The sequence below is a fragment of the Bradyrhizobium sp. 157 genome, from assembly GCF_023073815.1.
In the GTDB taxonomy this organism is placed as follows: Bacteria; Pseudomonadota; Alphaproteobacteria; order Rhizobiales; family Xanthobacteraceae; genus Bradyrhizobium.
Genome location: NZ_JADPKF010000091.1, coordinates 168,962 through 189,334, shown reverse-complemented (window position 1 = coordinate 189,334; position 20,373 = coordinate 168,962). Strand labels below are relative to the sequence as shown.

21 protein-coding genes and 2 pseudogenes are annotated in these 20,373 nt (G+C 61.5%); 22 read left to right on the top strand and 1 reads right to left on the bottom strand.

The window, feature by feature from the left end; all coding sequences use genetic code 11:
• Positions 1-323 precede the first annotated feature (323 nt).
• The 14 genes and pseudogenes from IVA95_RS39130 to rlxS all read left to right on the top strand — a co-directional run bounded on the left by IVA95_RS39130 (position 324) and on the right by rlxS (position 9,554).
• Positions 324-1,175, top strand: a complete 852-nt coding sequence (locus IVA95_RS39130; protein WP_247513412.1) for a tyrosine-type recombinase/integrase — start codon at positions 324-326, stop codon at positions 1,173-1,175.
• On the top strand, positions 1,115-1,528 hold the full coding sequence (locus IVA95_RS27845) for a tyrosine-type recombinase/integrase (protein WP_346658070.1): 414 nt from the start codon (positions 1,115-1,117) through the stop codon (positions 1,526-1,528). Before IVA95_RS39130 ends, IVA95_RS27845 begins: the two co-directional genes overlap by 61 nt.
• On the top strand, positions 1,525-2,154 hold the full coding sequence (locus IVA95_RS27840) for a hypothetical protein (protein ID WP_247513411.1): 630 nt from the start codon (positions 1,525-1,527) through the stop codon (positions 2,152-2,154). The genes IVA95_RS27845 and IVA95_RS27840 overlap by 4 nt, the downstream gene beginning before the upstream one ends.
• Entirely contained in the window at positions 2,037-2,429 is a 393-nt protein-coding gene (locus tag IVA95_RS27835; protein WP_247513410.1) for a tyrosine-type recombinase/integrase, read from the top strand. Before IVA95_RS27840 ends, IVA95_RS27835 begins: the two co-directional genes overlap by 118 nt.
• A gap of 100 nt (positions 2,430-2,529) precedes the next feature.
• Positions 2,530-2,652: pseudogene (locus IVA95_RS39125) on the top strand (integrase); the annotation flags it as partial.
• A 63-nt stretch (positions 2,653-2,715) separates the two neighbouring features.
• Positions 2,716-3,090 carry a tyrosine-type recombinase/integrase gene (locus tag IVA95_RS39120; RefSeq protein WP_346658057.1) on the top strand — a complete coding sequence of 125 codons (375 nt, stop codon included), beginning with the start codon at positions 2,716-2,718 and terminating at the stop codon, positions 3,088-3,090.
• A complete protein-coding gene (locus IVA95_RS39115) occupies positions 3,059-3,385 on the top strand; it encodes a tyrosine-type recombinase/integrase (RefSeq protein WP_346658056.1) in 327 nt (108 codons plus the stop codon). The genes IVA95_RS39120 and IVA95_RS39115 overlap by 32 nt, the downstream gene beginning before the upstream one ends.
• Before the next feature lie 517 nt (positions 3,386-3,902).
• Positions 3,903-4,199, top strand: coding sequence for a DUF736 domain-containing protein (locus IVA95_RS27825; protein WP_247513409.1), 297 nt, complete (start codon positions 3,903-3,905; stop codon positions 4,197-4,199).
• A gap of 164 nt (positions 4,200-4,363) precedes the next feature.
• Positions 4,364-4,537 (top strand): annotated as a pseudogene (locus IVA95_RS27820) (DUF736 domain-containing protein); the annotation flags it as partial.
• A gap of 311 nt (positions 4,538-4,848) precedes the next feature.
• Complete coding sequence (locus IVA95_RS27815; RefSeq protein WP_247513408.1) at positions 4,849-4,998, top strand: hypothetical protein; 150 nt, start codon at positions 4,849-4,851, stop codon at positions 4,996-4,998.
• 531 nt (positions 4,999-5,529) lie between these two features.
• A complete protein-coding gene (locus IVA95_RS27810) occupies positions 5,530-6,342 on the top strand; it encodes a DUF2285 domain-containing protein (RefSeq protein WP_247513407.1) in 813 nt (270 codons plus the stop codon).
• Between the two features lie 153 nt (positions 6,343-6,495).
• Positions 6,496-6,714, top strand: a complete 219-nt coding sequence (locus IVA95_RS27805) for a helix-turn-helix domain-containing protein (RefSeq protein WP_247513406.1) — start codon at positions 6,496-6,498, stop codon at positions 6,712-6,714.
• Positions 6,704-7,243, top strand: a complete 540-nt coding sequence (locus IVA95_RS27800) for a S26 family signal peptidase (RefSeq protein WP_247513405.1) — start codon at positions 6,704-6,706, stop codon at positions 7,241-7,243. The genes IVA95_RS27805 and IVA95_RS27800 overlap by 11 nt, the downstream gene beginning before the upstream one ends.
• Positions 7,244-7,589: 346 nt before the next feature.
• The gene (gene rlxS / locus IVA95_RS27795; protein ID WP_247513404.1) at positions 7,590-9,554 is read left to right on the top strand and encodes a relaxase/mobilization nuclease RlxS; all 1,965 of its coding nucleotides are present in this window, start codon (positions 7,590-7,592) and stop codon (positions 9,552-9,554) included.
• 236 nt (positions 9,555-9,790) lie between these two features.
• On the opposite strand, the gene IVA95_RS27790 is transcribed toward rlxS, so the two are convergent.
• Entirely contained in the window at positions 9,791-10,894 is a 1,104-nt protein-coding gene (locus tag IVA95_RS27790) for a Fic family protein (RefSeq protein WP_247513403.1), read from the bottom strand.
• A gap of 426 nt (positions 10,895-11,320) precedes the next feature.
• Between IVA95_RS27790 and IVA95_RS27785 the strand changes: the two genes are divergently transcribed.
• The 8 genes from IVA95_RS27785 (at position 11,321) to trbE (ending at position 20,351) form a co-directional block, all read left to right on the top strand.
• A complete protein-coding gene (locus tag IVA95_RS27785) occupies positions 11,321-11,605 on the top strand; it encodes a hypothetical protein (RefSeq protein WP_247513402.1) in 285 nt (94 codons plus the stop codon).
• A 22-nt stretch (positions 11,606-11,627) separates the two neighbouring features.
• Positions 11,628-12,503, top strand: a complete 876-nt coding sequence (ligD, locus tag IVA95_RS27780; RefSeq protein WP_247513401.1) for a non-homologous end-joining DNA ligase — start codon at positions 11,628-11,630, stop codon at positions 12,501-12,503.
• 1,069 nt (positions 12,504-13,572) lie between these two features.
• Complete coding sequence (locus tag IVA95_RS27775; RefSeq protein WP_247513400.1) at positions 13,573-15,594, top strand: conjugal transfer protein TraG; 2,022 nt, start codon at positions 13,573-13,575, stop codon at positions 15,592-15,594.
• 11 nt (positions 15,595-15,605) lie between these two features.
• Positions 15,606-16,157 (top strand): CopG family transcriptional regulator, encoded by a 552-nt coding sequence (locus IVA95_RS27770; protein ID WP_247513399.1) that lies wholly within the window; start codon positions 15,606-15,608, stop codon positions 16,155-16,157.
• Entirely contained in the window at positions 16,150-17,133 is a 984-nt protein-coding gene (gene trbB / locus IVA95_RS27765) for a P-type conjugative transfer ATPase TrbB (protein ID WP_247513398.1), read from the top strand. Before IVA95_RS27770 ends, trbB begins: the two co-directional genes overlap by 8 nt.
• A gap of 16 nt (positions 17,134-17,149) precedes the next feature.
• On the top strand, positions 17,150-17,515 hold the full coding sequence (locus IVA95_RS27760) for a TrbC/VirB2 family protein (protein ID WP_256470300.1): 366 nt from the start codon (positions 17,150-17,152) through the stop codon (positions 17,513-17,515).
• Positions 17,515-17,772 carry a VirB3 family type IV secretion system protein gene (locus tag IVA95_RS27755; protein WP_247513396.1) on the top strand — a complete coding sequence of 86 codons (258 nt, stop codon included), beginning with the start codon at positions 17,515-17,517 and terminating at the stop codon, positions 17,770-17,772. Before IVA95_RS27760 ends, IVA95_RS27755 begins: the two co-directional genes overlap by 1 nt.
• Positions 17,766-20,351: a conjugal transfer protein TrbE gene (gene trbE, locus IVA95_RS27750; protein ID WP_247513395.1), complete on the top strand. Its 2,586-nt coding sequence runs from the start codon at positions 17,766-17,768 to the stop codon at positions 20,349-20,351. The genes IVA95_RS27755 and trbE overlap by 7 nt, the downstream gene beginning before the upstream one ends.
• Positions 20,352-20,373: the final 22 nt, after the last annotated feature.

Here is a 20,373-nt window from a genome sequence, read left to right as displayed (position 1 = left end):
CGTTGCAGGCCAAGTCCCGACCGGCGCCAGACCAGCCCCAAGAGAGGCCGCATCGGGGGCTTCGCCGGCACTGTCGGCAGAGGACGACGCTGGCGGTCGGCGCCTCTTCAGCACGTTCGGCGCCGCCGGCGCGTCACCCCCCGGTATCACGGCCACCATGCTCCGACCCAACGACACACGCCGCGCCCGACGGGTCTCCACGGACACGTTGGGTTCGGGTCCAGTGGACAAAACGCCTATCGCATGGAATGGGATCGAAACCTTCGGTTTGCTCGACGCGCCGGGTGCTCCCGGCGTGAACAAGCAACTCGAAGGAACACGTGGTGACAAAACGAAAGCGCAGACATCGCCGAAGCGTCGATGTCCGGATCAACTGGCTGCAACCGCATGTCGATGACAAGGACTGGCTCTCGCAGCGGAAATACACACTGGCGACAATAACCGAGGTGGTGCGCCTGCTCGCGCTGTGGGCGGATTGGGTCCACGCGTCCGGCTTCGAAGTCGAAACGCTCGCCCCCGGGCTTCGCCGCATCGGTCGGTGTTCCGGGGCGGCAAGACAACTCGTGCGCCACAGGGCGCCGCAGCGCTGTTCATCGCCTGTCTGCGTGAGACGAACGTCCTGCCGCCCGAGCGGCAGCCGTCGCTGGAGGAGACCTGGCCGGCACTGGCCGCCTTCCGTCGCTGGATGCAGGAGCAGCGCGGCGTCAAGGACTCCACGCTCCACCGCCTATCAGGCGATCCTGGTCGACCTCTTGGTGTCGCTTGGCGCTGATCCGGCGGCATACACAGCGGCCGCGATCCGCGGCTTTGTGCTCAAGCGCGCGAAGCCGCACGGACGCGGACGGGCGCAAGGCATCACCGTCGCCACGCGCGCCTATCTCAAATACCTTGTGGCGACCGGGCAGTGCCCGGTCGGCCGGGAACAGGCTGTTCCGAGCTTCGCGAACTGGCAGTTGGCGACGACGCCACGCTTCCTCGGGCAAGCCGACATCGACCGCCTGCTTGTCGCTTGTAACGGCGAGGATCGGCTGCGCGATCGGGCCGTCATCCTGCTCCTTGCCCGCTTGGGCCTCAGGGCAAGCGAAGTCGCCAATCTGGCCTTCGGTGAGATCGACTGGGTGGCTGGCAGGATAACCTTGCCGGCAAGGGTCGGCGCGAGGAGCGCCTGCCACTGACTCAGGAGATTGGCGATGCCATCCTCGCCTATATCGAGCGGGCACGGCCGCGCGTCGCGACAACGCGGGTCTTCCTGACGAGTGCTGCGCCCGTCAGGCCGCTCAGCCGCATCGCCGTGAAATGCATCGTGCGCCGTGCCCTCGACAGAGCCGGCGTCAAGAGCATCCATCGCGGGGCTCATGTTCTGCGCCACTCCGCCGCGACTACCATGCTGCGCAACGGCGCCAGCCTTGCCGGCGTTGGCGCCGTGCTGCGGCACCGCTCCCCGTCGGTCACAGCGCTCTATGCCAAGGTGGACATCGGTCTCCTGTCGGAGATCGCGCAGCCCTGGGGTGGGAGGCTGCCATGTTGAGCGAGGACGCCGACCGCTACATCACCCTTCGCCGCACGCTCGGTTACAAGCTGGTCAAGGCCGAGCGGCATCTTCGTGCCTTCGCGCGCTTCGCCGCCGGGCGGGACGAAGCGCACATCCGCACCGCATCCGCTCTCGCCTGGCTGGCGACGGTCGCCCGGACGCCGGGCGCACGCGAGCGGCGCCTGACGGACCTGATCCTGTTCGCGCGCTTCCTGCATGCCGAAGATCCTCGGCATGAGATCCCGCGCGCCGACTTCGCGCGGAGCCGGCAAACGCGACCGATTCCCTATATCTGTACTGCGGACGAGATCGCCCGCATCCTCGATGCCGCCGGCAGGCTCCGGCGGCAGAAGCCCAATCCCCTGCGTCGCCAGCTCTACGTCATGCTGCTCGGGCTAATCGCCGCCACGGGACTGCGCGTCTCGGAGGCCATCGCGCTCAAGCTCGACGACATTGGGCCGGTGTGCTGCACATCCGCGAGACCAAGTGCCGCAAGAGCCGGCTCGTGCCGCTGCATCCAACGGTCATCGAGGCGCTCGGCCGCTATCTCGAGGCCCGCCGCCAACACGCCGACGCAAGCGATCCATCCGTCCGACACGGGGCGCTCTGCCCGACGACCGTGAATTACACATTCCGCTGCGTCTTGCGGCGAGCGGGAATTGCACCGGAGCGAAGCCAGCAGCCTCGCATCCACGATCTTCGCCATACCTTCGCAATTCGCGTGCTCGAACAATGCGGCGTCGAGCGTGGCGCGGTCGCCCGGCACTTCGTCGCTCTGTCGACCTATCTCGGCCATGCCGACATCCGGAACACCTATTGGTATCTCCAGGCGACGCCGGAGATGATGGCGGATATGGCCTCGGCGGCGGAAATGCTGGTTGGAGGGAGCGTCTCATGACGAAGCTCGCCCCTCTCGTCACAGGCTTCCTGCGTGACTACATGCCCCGCAGCGCGGCTACAGTCCGGAAAGCTGCGAGACCTACGCGTTAAGCTTCAAGCTGCTGTTCGACTTCGCCGCGAAACGGCTCGGCACGCGTCCGTCACGGCTGACGATCGAAGACCTGGACGCGCCGCTGATCGCCGCCTTCCTGGCCCACATCGAACAGGAGCGCGGCAATGGCGCCGCCACGCGCAACCTGCGGCTCGCCGCCATCAAGACGTTCATGCGCTATGTGGAGCACCGTGTGCCCTCCGCCCTGGAGCAGATCGGTCGCGTCCATGCCATCCCGGTCAAGCGCCACGACCAGAAGCTCTTCCGCCATCTGACGATGGAGGAAGTTCGTGCGATCCTCAACGCCCCCGATCTTGCGACACGATTCGGCGTGCGCGACCGGGCGATGATGCACCTCTGCTTCGCCGGAGGCTTGCGGGTCTCCGAGCTGGTCGGCGTTCTGACCGAAAACCTGTCGCTCCAGCACGGAGCGAGCGTGACGATCCGGGGCAAGGGCCGCAAGGAACGCTGCCTGCCATTCTGGAAGGACACCGCGCGACCTTCGCGCCTGGTTGAGCGTCAGGGGAGCAGTCCGCGTGCCGGAGCTGTTCGTCAACGCACAGGATGAGCCGATGACCCGTGCGGGCTTCGAGTACGTGCTCGACAAGCACGTTCGTGCTGCGGCCGAGGCGTGCCCGTCTTTGCGCAGTCGTTCGATCTCTCCGCACCAGCTTCGGCATAGCTGCGCGGTGATCATGCTGCAGGCGACGCACGATATCCGGAAGGTGGCGCTGTGGCTTGGGCATGCCGATATCCGCACAACCGAGGTCTATCTCCGCATGGATCCCTCGGAAAAGGAGGCAGTGGAAGCGGTCGTTCCGCCGGAGCTGCGCGCGGTCGGTTCAGGGCGCCGGATGCATTGATCGCCTCTTTGTTGGAATCTACGTCCGATACGACGTGAGGCTTCATTATCATGCTACGGTGACACGCCTTCGGTCCGTTCGGTGCGGCTGCACGATCGTGCCGGCCACATCAGCAAGTTGAGCCTTCTCCCGTTCGATCTTGGAACCGGAGAAGGACGCTGTTGTTGCGCGTGAACCTGGTTGGTGCGGTGACGCCGTCATTGGCCTTGGTGATGCCTGTGAGCCGATGCTCTCCTGTGAAGCTGCTTGGGCCCACGTCCATACCGGCCTTTTGCTGGCGGATCACGCGCCACAATACGCTCGCTGCGCTCGCCGACCTTTACCCGCAATGGCTCGTTCGCGATCTTCTTCCCCTGCCGCCAATCGGCGGCATTCCTCGCGAGGCAACAAAATCGCTCAGCCCGCCATCCTCCGCTCACGCTGCGGGCCAAGGCTGCGGGGCGGTCGTTGCGGCGCTCACAGATCGCCATCAAGGCCGCGATGGTCGCGGGCTTGGAAACAGCAACAGGAGATCACCATGGCTCAGATTGGCACCTTCACCCGCGCCGAAGATGGCTCGTACACCGGCACCATCAGGACGCTCTTGCTCAACATCAAGGTACGCTTCCTTCCGGCCGAACCCTCCAGCAACGAGAAGGCGCCGGACCTGCGCGTGACGGCCGGCAACGTTGAGATAGGCGCCGCGTGGCAGCGGACCTCGAAAGAGAACACCGTCTATCACTCGGTGAAGCTCGACGACCCGTCCTTCCCGGCGCCGATCTACGCCAACCTCGTCGCGGTCGATGATGGCTACGCGCTCGTCTGGTCGCGCTGACCCTCGGCTTGCGGCGTCTCGCCTCGCGCGAGGCGCCGCGGCTCTCCTCAACGATATTATGCGGAGCGCCGCCATCCAAAACGCGCCGAAAAACCTGCGCTCAAATCAGGCCAATCCGCATAACGCCACGCTCCGCATAATCCGCGTTATGTCGTGCACCACATAAGGCCAAGATCGGAGCGGCCTGGTCGAAGCGCTCCGAGGAGGGCCGTGACTATCTCTCGCTCAAGCTCGACGACCCCTCGTTCAACGCCCCGATCTACGCGAACCTGTTCGATGAGGAAAGCGGGGAAGGCTACACCCTCCTTTGGTCGCGGCCGCGCAAGAGCGGAGAGTGAGAGCAAGCTCTCAGGTCCCGCCCCGTCTTCTCCGGGCGGGGCCTTCCTTGGATCCGTCAGCCCGTCAGGCTTTGCCTTCCAATCGCATTGCGACCTTGCCGGTCGGCCGCTCCGGCCTCCGTTTAACTTTTTCTTTACTCAGGTTTCGCGCAAACGATTCGGCGCAGAAGCTCCATTCCCGCGTCACGGAGCGCTCGTCTGAGTCGCTGAAGAGTCAAGCTCGCAACAGCAAATTAGGTCAATAACGATCGGCGCGACTCGCTCTATAACTCTGCCCACAGAAAGTCTGGATCGTATCATGGAGCGGAATGATGGCGCATTCGTTCAACGCGTTTCACGATGAAGGCGCAACGCTCAAACGCATCTGCGTCGCTCAAGCGATCGTCAGCCTTTCGGCGCTGACATCGACTGCCCTGCTGCTATCGAAGCTCTTGCCGACGATGATGAATGACTTTCACTAAGTGATTATGGTGTCACTGCGTTGAAGACCGCCATCGTTTGGCCCAATCAGCAGTCAACAAATCAAAAGCCGAACCGCATAGCGCAAGGCGTATGCGATTCGGCTTAGGTGTCTTCGTTGCTCATCTAGTCAGAGCGGTTAAACCAACTACACCGGTGGCTCACCGCCCGGAGCGCCTCGACAGATGATAGCACGTTGTCACGGAAAGCAGCTACTTTTTCTTCTTTTTAGCTTTTTTCGCAGTCGTCTTTTTGGCCTTCTTCGCTTTCTTAGCCATGTGCCCTCCATGATTCACATCTGAAATAGTGCAGGCCGAGAATCGGCATGCACGACGAAAATATAACATCAAATTTGCAATATTGACATTGAGACATGTCGCTCACCCGCTTAGAGCTTCCGAACCGCTTGTCTCTTCCAGGAGGCAATGCACGGCGCAAAAGAACAGTGCCGCAACGCAATCCCTGAGGGCCGTTCTCTTGCCCCATTTGGGCCGAAGGATCCTCGCCGAAAAAGCTATCTGCGGGGGCGGCTATTGAATCATTCCGTCGGTTCTTCGCGTGGTCGCACCGACGCGCTTTCCTGTGGAGCCGCCGATTACGATGGGGCCGATTGGGCGTGGGAGTTCTTACGCCGAAATCAGGACTATATCGCCGATTGGCGAAGCTCCGTTCCGCGGCACCTGCCATGCATTACGTTGAAGGACGGCACGCGGCTGTTGCGCCTCAGGCAGCGATTTCCGCGTGCGGAGAAGTGGGGGCTTTACGCCTTCGCCGATCCGAGACGCTGCGCCCTTGACGCAACCGTGGTCTGGCATGCCAATGCCTTGAAACGCGTGGTCCGGCTGAGTGCTAGGATGCCGAATGAGCACAGTGGTGCCATGACGCGCGCGCTCGCCGACTTCAATGGCGATCGACTAGCAGTGATTGATACCGAAGGCGTTCAGCACGTTTCGATCAAAGGCATGGGCGTTCGCGTCAATGTCGAAATCAAAGGCCTTTCCGTCCTGACCGCGCCATTTGCTGCGATCTTTGAACTCCATGACCTCGACGACCTCTCAGGGCAGACCGAGGTCCTGAAGCGTCTTCATCGGTTCACTGATACCAATGTTACAGCCCTTCAAAGATCAACTTTTTCAGGCGACGAACGCCTCCGCCAGGCCCTGATAGCGCTCGATGAAAGCCTGAACGGCAAGACGTATCGGCAGATCGCGATTACTCTCTTTGGAGATAAGAAAGTTGCTGAAGAATGGCTGGGGCCTAGTCAATTCTTGAAGGACCGCACGCGGCGCCTCGTCGCGAAAGGCACCGAGTTGATGAAGGGCGGTTATCGCGATCTCCTGAGTTAGACGATTCCGCCATTCTCGCTTTGACGAGTTTTGCTCGCGTGGGATGGCGAAACAAGGTCCGCCATCTTCGCCACTCCAAAAACAGTCCCGATCTGACGACGCTTCCCCTTGCACCTCTTGCTTGTGCGAGATTCGATAAGGGGACGTTGGACGATGACAAAAAGTGACGACAAAGAACCGGAAAAGCCGTTCCTCAACACGGTGGAAGCCGCCGCCTGGCTCCGGCTTACCAAAAACACCCTAGAGAAGATGCGGGTGAACGGCAGAGGGCCCGCTTACCGCAAGCACGGACGCTATGTCCGCTACCACATCGAAGATCTCGTCGAATGGTCGCAGGCAAGCAAGCGGAGGTCGACCTCCGATGCAGATTGATCGCACAAGACTGTGGCGGCAGGCCAGCATTCTTTCGGCCATGTGCGCCGGCATCATCACTCTTCTGATGTCCTCTGCACCCTCGGTGCCGCTCTTGATTTACAATGCATCCGGCAGCGCTCCGCTGGGGTTCTATTATCTGGAGCAACGCTCACCAGTGCGCGGCGAACTCGCCGTCTTCAAGCCGCCACCCGCGATCGAACTCTTGATCATCGCGCACAGAATCTTGCCTGTGCCGGTACCGCTTCTGAAGCGGGTCGAAGCGAGCGGTGGAGACGAAGTCTGCCGCGCGAAAGAGCCGATCGGCACCATGTCCATCAACGGCAAGGTCGTCGCTGAGGTACTGGAGAAGGACTGGGAGGGGCTGCCGCTTCCCTCCTGGGAAGGCTGCATGAGACTGGTCGAGGGGGAATTTTTCCTGCTGCAGCCGCATCCTCATTCGTTCGACTCGCGATACTTCGGGCCGGTCCTGCGTTGCGATGTCTTGGGCGTGGCGCACCCGCTCTGGACTTGGAAGTCGGATATTTGAAAGTGGCTCACGACGACGATCGTGCGCGTCGGAAAACGGGTGCGCACCTCTTCACCCTTGCCGCCGGGCCGCCCGTTCGGGCAGATCGCGAGCTCACGGGTCAAGCAAGCTCTTCCATTTAGATCAACGGTTGAAACGAAGAAGCGGGAGAGCAAGATAAAAGCACTGGCGCCTCAAGGAGCCTAAGTCCTTGTCTGCACATCCAGGATCTGGCGACACCGCAGCGCGCGATGTCGCCAGATCAGGCCTAACGTGTTGCCGTTTCTTATCAATCGCGTCTGCGTCTTGGCGAGCAACTGTCGACGTCACATATCCGCGGATCTACATCGATGCGGACCTGAGGGCCATGCAGGAGTTCGACGACGAGTTGGACGTGAAGCTCGGACGGCTTGGCAACAAGAAGGCCCGGAGGGCGACCAGCTATCTGCGGCGCGTCCGCCAGGCGGCCGCAAAGGCAGGCATCGCGTCCAGGCGCACTTCGTCCTTCACTGGCGGCCGTATTGGTCGGGGGCACGCCCAAGGCGCGGCCCTGGCCGGACGGGGACGGAGCAAGGGCCAGCGTCGCGTCGTGATCAAGGCGCGCGTCGTGCGCATCAAGGCGGGCGACGCCGGCGCGGTCCGGGCGCATCTGCGTTACGTGCAACGTGACGGCGTCACGCGCGAGGGCGAACCAGGGGAGCTTTACGATGCCGCTAGCGACCGGGCAAACAGCAAGGCGTTCGCTGAGCGAAGTGAGGGCGACCGCCATCAGTTCCGCTTCATCGTGGCCGCGGAGGACAGCGCAGAGCTTACTGACCTGAAGCTCTTCATCCGCGACCTGATGCGGCAGATGGAACGGGATCTCGACACCAGGCTCGACTGGGTTGCTGCGGATCATTTCAACACGGGCCATCCGCACAGCCATGTCGTTCTGCGCGGCATGCAAGAGGATGGAAAGGACCTCGTCATCGCCCGTGACTATATCGCCCACGGCTTGCGGGCGCGGGCGGCAGACCTCGTTACGCGGGAGCTCGGTCCTGAGACGGAGATCGAGGCCGCGCGCAAGCTCCAGCAGGAGGTCGCGGCCGAGCGTTTGACGCGCCTTGACAGGGCAATCCTTCGTGACGCCCGGGAGGGCGGTCTTGACCTCAGCGTGCAGCCCACGGGGGAGCCTGCCTGGCATTCGGCGCGAATGGGCCGGCTGCGAACACTCGAGCGGATGGGACTGGCCGAGGAGGAGAGTCCCGGCCATTGGCGAGTTGATACCGAACTGGAAACAAAGCTCCGGCGGATGGGCGAGCGCGGCGACATCATCAAAACCATGCATAGCGAGCTTGCAGCAGCCGGGGTTACACGGACGGCCGGCAGCTATGCGATCTTCGATCCGGATCAGAGCGGTCAACGCCTGGTCGGACGGGTCGTCGGCGAAGGGTTTTCGGATGAGTTGCGGGAGCGCCGCTACGTGGTGATCGACGGGATCGACGGGCGAACGCACTATGCCGAGGTCGGTGCTCTCGTCGCCGGCGAGGATCCGCTTGTTCGGAACACCGTCCTCGAACTCAGATCGCGTACCGCCGGGCCGGGCGAGATCGACCGAACCGTCGCCAAGATCGCCGCCCGCCATGGCATCTATAGCGACCGACTGCATCGCGAGTTCGATCCGCAAGCTTCCGAGGAATATGTGGCCTCACACGTGCGGCGCCTTGAGGCGATGCGGCAAGAGGGAATGGCAAGGCGGCTCTCCGACGGGAGCTGGAAGGTCGGCGAAGACCATCTCGATCGAGCGGCGCGGTATGAGGCGCTCCACCGCTCGCGCAATCCGGTACGGATTGCGGTGCTGTCGTGGCAAAAGCTCGAGAGTCTGCCGGAGGCGTTAGGGGCGACGTGGCTTGATCGTAAGCTGATTGGAAAGGACCCAGATGGGCTCGCATCAACCGGCTTCGGCGCGGAAGTCGAGGCAGCGCTGCGCGCGAGACGGCAATGGCTGATCGAACAGGGGCTCGCACGGGAGGAGGAGGGGCAAGTGCGCTACGCGCGGAACATGCTGCGGACGCTTGAGGCGCGCGAATTGACGCGAGCGGCCGCGGACATCTCTGCGCGCACCGGACTTGAACATCGCAAGGTCAAGACCGGCGACAGCGTCAGTGGCGTGTACCGGCGCATGCTGACGCTCAATAGCGGTCGCTTCGCTTTAATCGAGCGGACCCACGACTTCGCGCTGGTGCCTTGGCGCCCCGTGCTGGAGCGCGCTCGGGGGCAGGTAGTTACCGGTAGGGTCGGCGGGGAGGGCATATCCTGGTCGATTGGCATGAAGCGCGGCATCGGACGCTAAAGGGCGCAGGCTTCACGGATCCGGTTCACCTTTGCAGAGAAGCTTCCACAATCCAACTTAAGGTGCTGGAGGTCTGATGGTTATATTATTTGCGAAACCAGTTTAGCTTGCTCCCGCTTCTGGTTCCGCCTTCTGCCCGCGGCGCAGACGGTCAGGCCCCCGATTCCCGTCGCCCCCTGGGCGCCAAGATCGTTGGGAGTGCTTCGTCTGGCGGATGCGTTTGCTTGCAACGGAATTCAAGAGGAGACGAGGGAGTAGCTTGTACTTCGGCCTCCACCTTTGTCCTTGGCGAGGACGCCCTGATCAACGAGGTCCTGAATGTCGCGCAAGGCCGTGTCCGGCGAGCACTTCTCAATTGCAGCCCATTTGCTCGTTGTCAGCTTGCCCTCGAAACCGTCCAGCACACGATTGAGCATGTCGCGCTGCCGATCATTGATCTTTGCAGCGGCAAGCCGTTTCCAGAATTCCGCCTTTTCAAGCACGGCTGCGAGAACGATTTCTGCCCCACTAAAGGCCCGGTCGAGACAGCCTAAGAACCACTCAAGCCACGGTGTAATGTTGAGGTCACCCTTCTGGGTACTCTCAAGCATCTCATAATACATTTTCCGTTCCGCGCGTATCTGGGCGGACATGCTGTAGAAGCGCTGCGGAATTGCTTCAGAGCGGGCCAGCGACATGTCGGCGATGGCGCGTGCGATACGTCCATTGCCGTCCTCGAAGGGATGGATGGTCACGAACCAAAGATGCGCGATGGCGGCCTTGATGATCGGATCGATCTTCTCCTCGGTATTGTACCAATCAAGAAATGCGGTCATCTCAGCGTCAAGCTTTTCGGCGGTCGGTGCCTCGTAGTGCACGCGCTCACGTCCGTAATTGCCGGAGACGACCTGCATCGGTCCTGCCGACGCGTTGCGCCAGGCTCCCACAATGATCTTCTTCATGTTGCTGCGGCCCGTCGGAAAGAGCGACGCGTGCCAGCCGAAGAGTCTCTCTGCCGTAAGCTCGGCTTTGAACTTCTGAGTGGCATCGAGCATCATCTCGACAATGCCTTCGACATTTCGGTCCCCTGACGGCAGGGCGCCCGCGTCCATGCCAAGGCGACGCGCGAGCGATGAGCGCACCGCATCCTTGTCGAGTTTTTCTCCCTCGATTTCGCTGGACTTCAGGACCTCTTCGGTCAGGGTGGTCAGGACAGCCTCTTCCTGCTGGGGGAAGCCCAGTCCCTGCATCCGGCCAATAAGCTGCCCCTGCCGCAGCCGAACTGCCGCAAGCTGCGTGGCCAGGCTATCCGAATCCCACGAAAAGTGAGGCCAATCGGGTAGTTGGTGGATGGTCAGCATTCTCCGCATCCTTTGCGGAGAATATGGCAGCTATTCTCCGCATCCGCACGAATAATTTGCCGCAAATTATGCGGAGAATAGGGAGTTATTCACCGCATCAGGGATTTGTCCCCGCTATCAGCCGCCGGCGCTATTCGGTTGATAGCTTGCGATGCTTGACTCGACCGTTCCTGCTCCGTTCTTATGACGCCTCATCGTGAGCCAGGCCATGGGACTTGACTACATCCGTAACGAGATCGAGCGCATGCGCGTTCAGGTAGGACGCCAGCGCGGGGAAATCCTGCAGCTCCAACGGGCTGGAAGCCCAACGGCTTCGGCCGAAGCTCTCCTGCAAAGGATGCTGGATAAGATCGACGGCCTTTGCGCCGAACGGGACCGGCTAAAGGCCGAACTCCCGAAGCCGAGCAGAGTGTTGGGAGGCCGCAAGTGGTGAGGCACTTCCAAGATGATCCGAACCCGCCGCCCTTCATCAAGGCCTTGGCGGAAGTCCGGTATTTAGCGACGCGGGAAGGGTGGTGCTACCAGCACGTCCAGGCCATCACGGTCGCCATCGACCAGTATACGGAGAAGGCGCTGGGCAATCGCGAGTACTTTCTCGACAAGCCTATAGTATTGGTAGCAGAAGACTGGCGACGTCCCCTGATTGTTCAGGATTCGGGAAAACTGAGCAAAAATGCCCCGCTTGCCCAAGCGGGCTTTTTTGTGAGTTGAGTTATTGCCAAGGCGTATTGAGATGCCGGGGTTCATTAAGCCCCAGCTTGCGACGTTGAAGTCGAAGGCGCCCAAAGGCGACCAGTGGCTTCACGAAATCAAATACGATGGCTACCGGGTGCAAGTTCATGTGAACTCGGGCAGGAAGAAGGTCTACACCCGTAACGGGCTGGACTGGACCAAGCGCTTCTCGACCATCGCCGGCGCCCTCGATATTCCCGGCCAAGCCATCTTCGACGGCGAAGTAGTCGTAGTTCACGAAGGCCGCACCAACTTCTCCGAACTGCAAGCCGAACTCGCCGCCGGCCGACAGTACCGGCTGGTCTACTACGCCTTCGACCTCCTCTGGCGCGACGGCGACCTGCGCAAGCTTCCGCAGATCGAGCGCAAGCAGGCGCTGCTCGACCTGCTTGGCGAGAACGACATCGAGCTACCCGTTCTCTACGGCGAGCACCTTATCGGCGACGGGCAGGAGATGTTCGAGCATGCCGTCAAACTGAACTGGGAGGGCATCATCTCCAAACGCGCTGACGCGCCATACCGGTCGGAGAGGACGGAGGCTTGGTTGAAGGTCAAAGCCACCCAGCGGGGCAAGTTTCCCGTGGTCGGATTTGTCAAGGACCCTTCGGGCGTTGCGGCGCTGTACCTCGGCAGGCAGGAAGGCAATCAGTTGCGTTACCTGGGCAAGGTCGGAACAGGCTGGTCCCGCAGCGTCTCCAGCCAGATCCGCAAGCAGCTCGACACGGTCGTCAGTCCCAGATCCAAGCTCACCAAGTCTGTCAGGAAGCCGAAGGCCACCTGGGTGGAGCCAACCTTCGTCGCCGACATCGAATACCGCGATATCACGTCGGAAGGGATTCTGAGGGCAAGCTCGTTTAAGGGCTTGTCTTGCAAATAGTCGTGGCAAGCGGGCCATCAGCCTGTTCGGCGCAGGCATCTTCATCGGGGTCAGGTTATCGCAAAGACGCATTTCAACTCCGTGCGTCCGGGGGCGGCACCATTCGCTTATCGGTGGGTTATGCGAGAAACTGCCCCAATCGAGCGTGGAGTGCCGAGTTGGGCTGCCGATGTGGGTAGGGATGCCGTGCGAACGTGTTCGTGCTGACGGCCTCGAAGGGTCTGACGTTAGCCAGATTCTAGGACAGAGACCGCCAGCACGGGATCAGCGCCGCACCTTCTTTGCGGACTTGCGACGGTTGTAAGGTGAACGGTTGGTTGGCCGAAGCGAGATGCCCTCCCGCTGCGCCTTGCTGACAATCGACGCCGGAGGGCGTTCCATTTTAACGCTGATGACGCCGGTTGGGGTGTTCGCCTTCGCAAGCGAGCGAAGCTGCCTTACTTCCTTGTCGCTCCATGGCTGGCGTGAGCGGCGTTTGTACTTCGGGTTTGCCTTGCGCGGTCCTTTCTTGCCGATAGGCGATCCAGGCCGCTTCCATGATTGTTGTGCCATGTGGTCCTCCTTAAGGAGGTTTAAGGCACGAATCGGTCAAGCAGTGCCCTTGGTTCTTGCGGAAAATCGCTTCGAGCACAGACGGGCCGCGTTGGCGTGGATGCTATGCGCTCTCCTTACGAGGAACGCGACCACTTCTTTCGCTTCGAATGCGGCAGTAAAGACGGCTTGCTTGCCGGCGTTGAGGACCTTCAGCCAGTACGCCAAGTGTTGGGCGTCGTCGGCTTGCGGTTCGACGTGATTCCACGCTCCGCGCAAGGGAACGCTGCGGAACGCCGCCCGTAGCTTTTTCGCAATCAGGTCCGCCTGAAGCCTGATCTAATTTGATCGGGCAGTTCACCTTTAATTGAGGTGCCGGATCACCTGCGCGGAAGCTTGACGCTGTTCTTCCTCGCCAGACCATGCGTGCTCAATCTTGCTCTTTCTTCCAATGCCGCATTTTTATTTCGATTGAACGCAGGACGCGTTCGCCCTTTTCATCGTGCCGTTCACTTGGTGGGTGAATGGGGCGATCCGAATGTTTCCGGCGAAAATCTATGTTGGTCAGATCACCGTCGTGTTCGGCATCGTCGTCGCGTCAGCTTGGGGCGCGACCCAATGGACCGCAGCAGCCCTCGGATTTCAGGAGCGGCTGGGTGCCCCTTGGTTCTTGATTGCCGGCTATCCCGTCTATCTGCCCTGGCGATTGTTTGAATGGTGGTTCGCCTACGAGGCCTATGCGCCCGGGATCTTCGAACAGGGCGGTGCGATCGCTGCAGCCGGCGGGGTTGCAGGAGCGCTGTTCGCGATCATCAACTCGGTTTGGCGCGCGCGGCAAAATCTCCTCGTGACGACATACGGTTCGGCGCGCTGGGCAAGCTCCAAGGAGATCAAGGCTGCCGGTCTCTTCGCGGCCAAGGGCGTGTTCCTTGGTCGCCTCGCGAATAACTATCTGCGTCACGACGGGCCAGAACACGTGATGTGCTTCGCACCGACGCGCTCAGGAAAGGGCGTAGGGCTTGTGCTGCCGACGCTGTTGTCCTGGACTTCGTCCGCGGTCGTGCATGATATCAAAGGCGAGAACTGGGAGCTCACTGCAGGCTGGCGCTCAAGCTTCTCGCATTGTCTATTGTTCAATCCAACTGACCCAAGAAGCGCGCGCTACAATCCGTTGCTCGAGGTCCGGAAAGGTGCGGCTGAAGTGCGCGATGTCCAGAACATCGCCGACATCCTGGTCGACCCTGAAGGCGCACTCGAACGCCGCACCCATTGGGAGAAAACCAGTCATTCTCTGCTTGTCGGAGTTATCCTCCACGTCCTCTATGCCGAAGAGCGGAAGACGCTTACTCGAGTCACGGAGATCTTGGCCGATCCCGCGCAGTCCTTTGAGAAAACCCTCAGGATCATGCTGGCCACAAACCACCTTGGGACGGAGGCCGAGCCAAAAGTTCATCCCGTGGTCGCCGCCACTGCGCGGGAGCTGTTGAACAAATCCGAGAACGAACGCTCAGGCGTGCTCTCGACGGCTGTCAGTTTCTTGGGGCTTTATCGTGATCCCATCGTCAGCCGAAACACCGAAAGTTGCGACTGGCGAATTGCCGACCTAGTCAGCGCCAGCAGGCCGGTCACGCTCTATCTCGTCGTACCTCCGTCGGACATCAGTCGTACCAAGCCATTGATCCGGTTGATCCTCAACCAGATCGGCCGCCGACTGACCGAAACGCTTAACGCGGGTAATCGCAAGCAGCGCGAACTTTTGATGATGCTGGATGAGTTTCCAGCGCTCGGCCGGCTCGACTTCTTCGAAAGTGCGCTCGCCTTCATGGCCGGTTATGGTATCCGGGCCTATTTGATCGCACAGTCGCTCAATCAGATCGCAAAGGCGTACGGCGAGAGCAATGCGATCCTGGACAATTGCCATGTCCGCATCGCCTTTGCCGCGAATGACGAACGGACGGCAAAGCGCATTTCGGATGCATTAGGCACCGCGACCGAATTGCGTGCGCAGCGCAACTACGCTGGCCATCGACTTGCCCCCTGGCTTGGCCACGTCATGGTTAGCCGTCAGGAAACCGCCCGGCCGCTTCTTACTCCTGGCGAGGTGATGCAGTTGCCGCCGGACCAGGCGATCGTTCTCGTTTCGGGGCTCGCACCGGTGCGCGCCTCCAAGCTCCGGCATTATGAAGATGCAAATTTTGTAAGCCGCCTGCGTCGGCCGCCGCGACTTGGTAGCGGAGAATATCCCAATCGCCCGGCGGCACGCCCTGATGATTGGGGTGACCAGGTTCGTCCTGTCGATCTTCGCCTCGCAACAACTCCTTACGGAGAACTAATGCTGGCGGGTGGCGAGGAGGACGGTCTCAAGCAGCAGCCGTCGTTGTTTGAGGAAGTCAAAACCCAAGCGAGCGCAGTCCGCCTTATCGAGGAGCGACTGCTGGACGACGACATTGATGCCGCCGCCGATCGCAGCCAGATGCAGCGAGCTGCAGACTCGTCCACCACCATCCGCCAGGCCCACGCCGTCACCCGCGATGGTGACGATCTCCTCCCTGCATTCTGAAAGCTCTCCTCATGAAACCAAAACTGTCGGCCTATGTCTCCGATAGCGTGGCGCAGCGGCTTGAGCTTGCCGCGAGCCGGCCGGGAACGAACAAGTCAGCCATTGTGGATGCCGCGCTGGATCGGTTCCTCAATCCCGAGCGGGACGCGAGCGGCGATGCGGCGCTGATCAGAAGGCTGGACCGGATGAGCCGGCAGCTCGAGCGAGCCGACCGCGATCTCTCCGTCATGGCAGAAACCATCGCGCTCTTCATCCGCTACTACCTGACCATCACGCCACCGCTGCCTTCGGGAGATCAGGAGGCGGCGCGCGCACTGGGACGCGAGCGGTTCGAGATGTTTGTCGCCCAGGTCGGCAAGCGGGTTGCTTCCGGAGGTAGACTCGTTGCGGACGTGATGGAACGCGTCAGTACCTCAAATCCGGATCTCTTCATGCGGAACATCGAGGAGGGCGCCCCATTGGGCGCTTCCCAGGCCGCCGCATCCAAATCCTGCACGCAGCTTGCGGCGGGCCAGCAGCCGGAGCTGTCTCCGGCGGGACGGGAGGAGGTCGGCAATGTCTGATCTCCTCTCGCCCGAAACCCGCGAACGCCGCCGCGGAATGCTTCGAACCGCAATGGGACCGGCGATCGCACTTGCCTTGCAAGAAGCCGATGTCGTCGAGGTGCTGGTCAATCCGGATGGCAAACTCTGGCTTGATCGGCACGGAAGCGGCCGGTCGGATACCGGTGTGGCTTTGACAGCGCAGGAAGCGGAACGGATCATTCGTCTGGTCGCAAGTCATGTCCGGGCGGAAGCGAGCGGGTCATCGCCGATCATCTCAGCAGAGCTTCCCGAGACGGGCGAGCGGTTCGAGGGCGTGCTGCCGCCGGTTTCGCTCGCTCCGTGCTTTGCGATCCGGAAACCAGCAACAACCACGTTCCGTCTGGCCGACTACGTCAAAGCGCAGATCGCCTCGCCGGTGATGGCCAAGGTGCTGATGGCCGCGGTCACAGAAGGACGTAGCATCCTGATCGCCGGCGGCACCGGCTCGGGCAAGACAACGCTGGCCAATGCGCTTCTTGCGGAAATTGCAGGCCTTGAGGAGAGGGTGGTCATCATAGAAGACACCCGCGAGCTGCGTTGCGATGCGAGAGACGCAGTGACGCTGAGGACCAAGCCGGGCGTAGCGAGCCTTGCCGATCTCGTGCGCTCGACGCTCCGCCTGCGTCCCGACCGGATTATTGTCGGCGAAGTCAGAGGGGCCGAAGCCCTGGACATGCTGAAGGCCTGGAATACCGGCCACCCCGGCGGAATCGCGACGGTCCATGCCAATTCGGCCCGAGCTGCGCTCTATCGGATTGAACAGTTGATCCAGGAGGCGGTTGCCACGGTGCCCCGCCGTCTGATCGCCGAGGCGATTGACCTGATCGTCTTCATCAAGGGGCGTGGTCCCGCACGTCGCATCGAGGCAGTGGCCGAGCTCAAGGGCCTCGATCCGTCCGGTGACTACGTCCTCGAAACCCCGCCCGGGCTGCCAAACACCGCTCACCGTCCCTGATCAATGGAGACTGCAAATGTCTGTTCGACTGCGCCTATACGTGCGTTCGCGCCTTCCCTGGTGTCCAGCACGGGGATTTCCCTTTGCCGAACTCGTTGTGGCTACTGCTTGCATGCTCTTTACGGCCTCGGCGGCACATGCGGCAGGCTCGGGCATGCCGTGGGAAGCTCCCCTCCAGCGCGTCCTCGAATCCGTGCAGGGACCCGTCGCCAAGATCGTCGCCGTCATCATCATCACCGTGACCGGCATATCGCTCGCCTTCGGCGACACCTCAGGCGGCTTTCGACGCATGGTCCAGGTCGTGTTCGGCCTCTCGATCGCCTTTGCCGCCAGTTCCTTCTTTCTTTCGTTCTTCTCGTTTGGCGGCGGAGCCTTGATCTGATGCGCGCGGAGGGATTCGAACTCGTGCTTCATCGCTCGTTGACCGAGCCCATTCTGCTCGGTGGAGCGCCGCGCGCGGCCGCCATCCTGATTGGCACGTTGTCGGCTGTACTGGCGCTTGGTTTGCGGCTCTGGCTGGCGGGCGCTGTGCTTTGGATCATCGGGCATAGCGTAGCGGTCTGGCTTGCCAAACGAGACCCGGCCTTTGTCGAAGTCGCAATCCGCCACACCAAGCACAAGGGTTGGCTTGCATGCTGAATTTGAGAGAATTCCGGAGCAATGCGTACCGTCTGGCTGATTGGCTGCCATGGGTATGTCTGATTGCACCAGGCGTGATCCTGAACAAGGATGGCAGCTTTCAGCGTACGATCCGCTACCGCGGTCCGGACCTCGACAGTGCGACCGAGGCCGAACTTCTGAGCGTTGCTGCGCGCGTCAATAACGTACTGAAGCGGTTCGGCTCGGGATGGGCTCTCTTCTTTGATGCGACGCGCATCCCGGCCTTCGAATATCCGCGCTCGCAGTTTCCGGATCCAGTATCCTGGCTGGTCGATGAGGAGCGGCGCGCTGCGTTCGAGGGCGCTACCGACGCCGCCTGGGAGGATCCGTCGCGTCCGCGCGGACAGCATTTTGAGAGCGTACTGCATCTTACCTTGATGTATCTGCCGCCGGCCGAAAGGGTCTCACGGCTTGAAGGCGTGTTCCTGGAACGCCCGAAAGGCAGGGATGGCGTGGCGGACAGAGAGGCCGGTCATTGCCGGCGCCAATCCGCCGTCGATGTTGATCAACAGAGAGAGCAGGCAGACGGTGGCCATCACGCCACTACGGAAGGAAGCCAAGAACCTCCTCGAGGCGGGCATGGCTATCTGGATCATCTCCAGCGTTTCATCCAGGAAACCGACCGGGCGATCGACCTATTGTCATCGGTCTTGCCCGAAATCGGGACCCTGAACGATGCAGAGACGCTAACCTACCTTCATAGCTGCATCTCGACCAAGCGACATCCAGTCAACGTTCCCGAAATTCCGGCCTATCTCGACTGCTTCTTAAGCGATGAGCCATTGACCGGTGGATTGTCACCAGCAATCGGGCGGAGCCATCTTCGGGTATTGACCGTCCTTGGCTTTCCGACGGTCACCTTTCCTGGGCTGCTTGATGAGTTAAACCGGCTTGGCATCGCCTACCGCTGGGCAACGCGATTTATTCCGCTCGATCGCACGCAGGCGACCGCAACGCTGTCGCGCTACCGCCGGCGATGGTTTGCCAAGCGGAAGTCACTTGCAGCGGTCCTGAAGGAAGTCATGTTCAACGAGCAGGCGGCGCTGCTCGACACCGACGCCAGCAACAAGGCTCTTGATGCCGACGCTGCGCTTTCGGAGCTTGGCGATGATTTGGTCGCGTTCGGCTATGTCACCACGACCGTCACGGTTAGCGACGAGGACGCGCGGCAAGCGGATGAAAAGATCCGCGCGGTCGAGCGGGTGATCAATAGCCGTGGCTTCACCGTGATCCGCGAAAGTATCAATGCGGTAGAAGCCTGGCTCGGCGGTCTGCCGGGACAAGCCTATGCCAATATCCGCCAGCCCATCATTCACACGCTGAACCTCGCCCACATGTGCCCGCTCTCGGATGTCTGGGCCGGGCCTGAGCGTTGCGAGCACCTTGATGGACCGCCGCTCTTAATCGCCAAGACCAAGGGGTCGACGCCATTCCGGTTGTCGCTCCACGCTGGAGATGTCGGGCACACCATCATTGTCGGTCCTACCGGGGCAGGCAAGTCCGTTCTGCTCTCGATGCTCGCCCTTCAGTTCCGCCGCTATCCGAAGGCACAAGTGATTGCGTTTGACAAGGGCCGTTCGGCACGCGCCACCACGCTGGCCTTGTCTGGCGCCTGGTACGAGCTCGGCGTCAAGGGCGGCATCGCGTTTCAGCCGCTAAAGAATGTTGCGGAGGAAGGGGAACGCGTTTGGGCGCTCGACTGGCTTTGCGGCGTACTCGCTCATGAGCGAGTGACCATAACGCCCGAAGTCAAGGAGACGCTCTGGTCGGCGCTCAAGAGTCTCGGCTCAGCACCAGTGTCCCAGCGGACAATGACCGGCCTTGTGGCACTGCTCGCCCGCGACGGATTGCGCCAGGCGCTCCAACCCTACACGCTCGAAGGACCCTACGGGCGCTTCCTGGATGCGGACGCCGACCGCCTTTCAAGTGCAGACGTTCTTACCTTCGAGATGGAAGAACTGATGGCGGTACCGGGCTTGGTCGCGCCCGTTCTCACCTACCTCTTCCACACCCTTGAAACCCGCTTCGACGGCCGGCCCACCTTGCTGGTGCTTGATGAAGCATGGGTGTTTCTGGACGACCCGCTCTTTTCGAGCCGCATCCGCGAATGGCTGAAGACGCTGCGCAAGAAGAATGTTGCGGTCATCTTCGCCACCCAGTCGCTTGCGGACATCGCAGATAGCCAGATTGCACCCGCAATTATTGAATCCTGTTCTACCAGGATATTCCTGCCGAACCCCCGTGCACTCGAGCCGACCCAGACGGAGACCTATCAGCGGTTCGGGTTGAACGACACCCAGGTCCGCCTGATCGCCGAAGCCTTTCCCAAGCGCGACTACTATCTGCAATCCCGCGCCGGCAACCGCCTTTTTGAGCTGGGCCTCGGACCGGTGGCGCTCGCGCTTGCCGCCACGTCCTCGCCCGATGATCAACGGGCGATAGGCGCGGTGTTGACGCGCTTCGGCCCACATCATTTTGCCGAGCGCTATCTAGCCGAACGAGACCTGCACTGGGCCGCGAACCTGATCAGCACCTTTGAACAGGCTCGCAAAGCCTAGCCCAATCTCAATCTTATGGAGC

Coding starts and splice junctions, on each gene's coding strand:
- IVA95_RS27825 (WP_247513409.1), top strand. CDS start 3,903: ATGGCTCAGATTGGCACCTTCACCCGCGCCGAAGATGGCTCGTACACC.
- IVA95_RS27815 (WP_247513408.1), top strand. CDS start 4,849: ATGGCGCATTCGTTCAACGCGTTTCACGATGAAGGCGCAACGCTCAAA.
- IVA95_RS27805 (WP_247513406.1), top strand. CDS start 6,496: ATGACAAAAAGTGACGACAAAGAACCGGAAAAGCCGTTCCTCAACACG.
- IVA95_RS27800 (WP_247513405.1), top strand. CDS start 6,704: ATGCAGATTGATCGCACAAGACTGTGGCGGCAGGCCAGCATTCTTTCG.
- rlxS (WP_247513404.1), top strand. CDS start 7,590: ATGCAGGAGTTCGACGACGAGTTGGACGTGAAGCTCGGACGGCTTGGC.
- IVA95_RS27790 (WP_247513403.1), bottom strand. CDS start 10,894: ATGCTGACCATCCACCAACTACCCGATTGGCCTCACTTTTCGTGGGAT.
- ligD (WP_247513401.1), top strand. CDS start 11,628: ATGCCGGGGTTCATTAAGCCCCAGCTTGCGACGTTGAAGTCGAAGGCG.
- IVA95_RS27775 (WP_247513400.1), top strand. CDS start 13,573: ATGTTTCCGGCGAAAATCTATGTTGGTCAGATCACCGTCGTGTTCGGC.
- IVA95_RS27770 (WP_247513399.1), top strand. CDS start 15,606: ATGAAACCAAAACTGTCGGCCTATGTCTCCGATAGCGTGGCGCAGCGG.
- trbB (WP_247513398.1), top strand. CDS start 16,150: ATGTCTGATCTCCTCTCGCCCGAAACCCGCGAACGCCGCCGCGGAATG.
- IVA95_RS27760 (WP_256470300.1), top strand. CDS start 17,150: ATGTCTGTTCGACTGCGCCTATACGTGCGTTCGCGCCTTCCCTGGTGT.
- IVA95_RS27755 (WP_247513396.1), top strand. CDS start 17,515: ATGCGCGCGGAGGGATTCGAACTCGTGCTTCATCGCTCGTTGACCGAG.
- trbE (WP_247513395.1), top strand. CDS start 17,766: ATGCTGAATTTGAGAGAATTCCGGAGCAATGCGTACCGTCTGGCTGAT.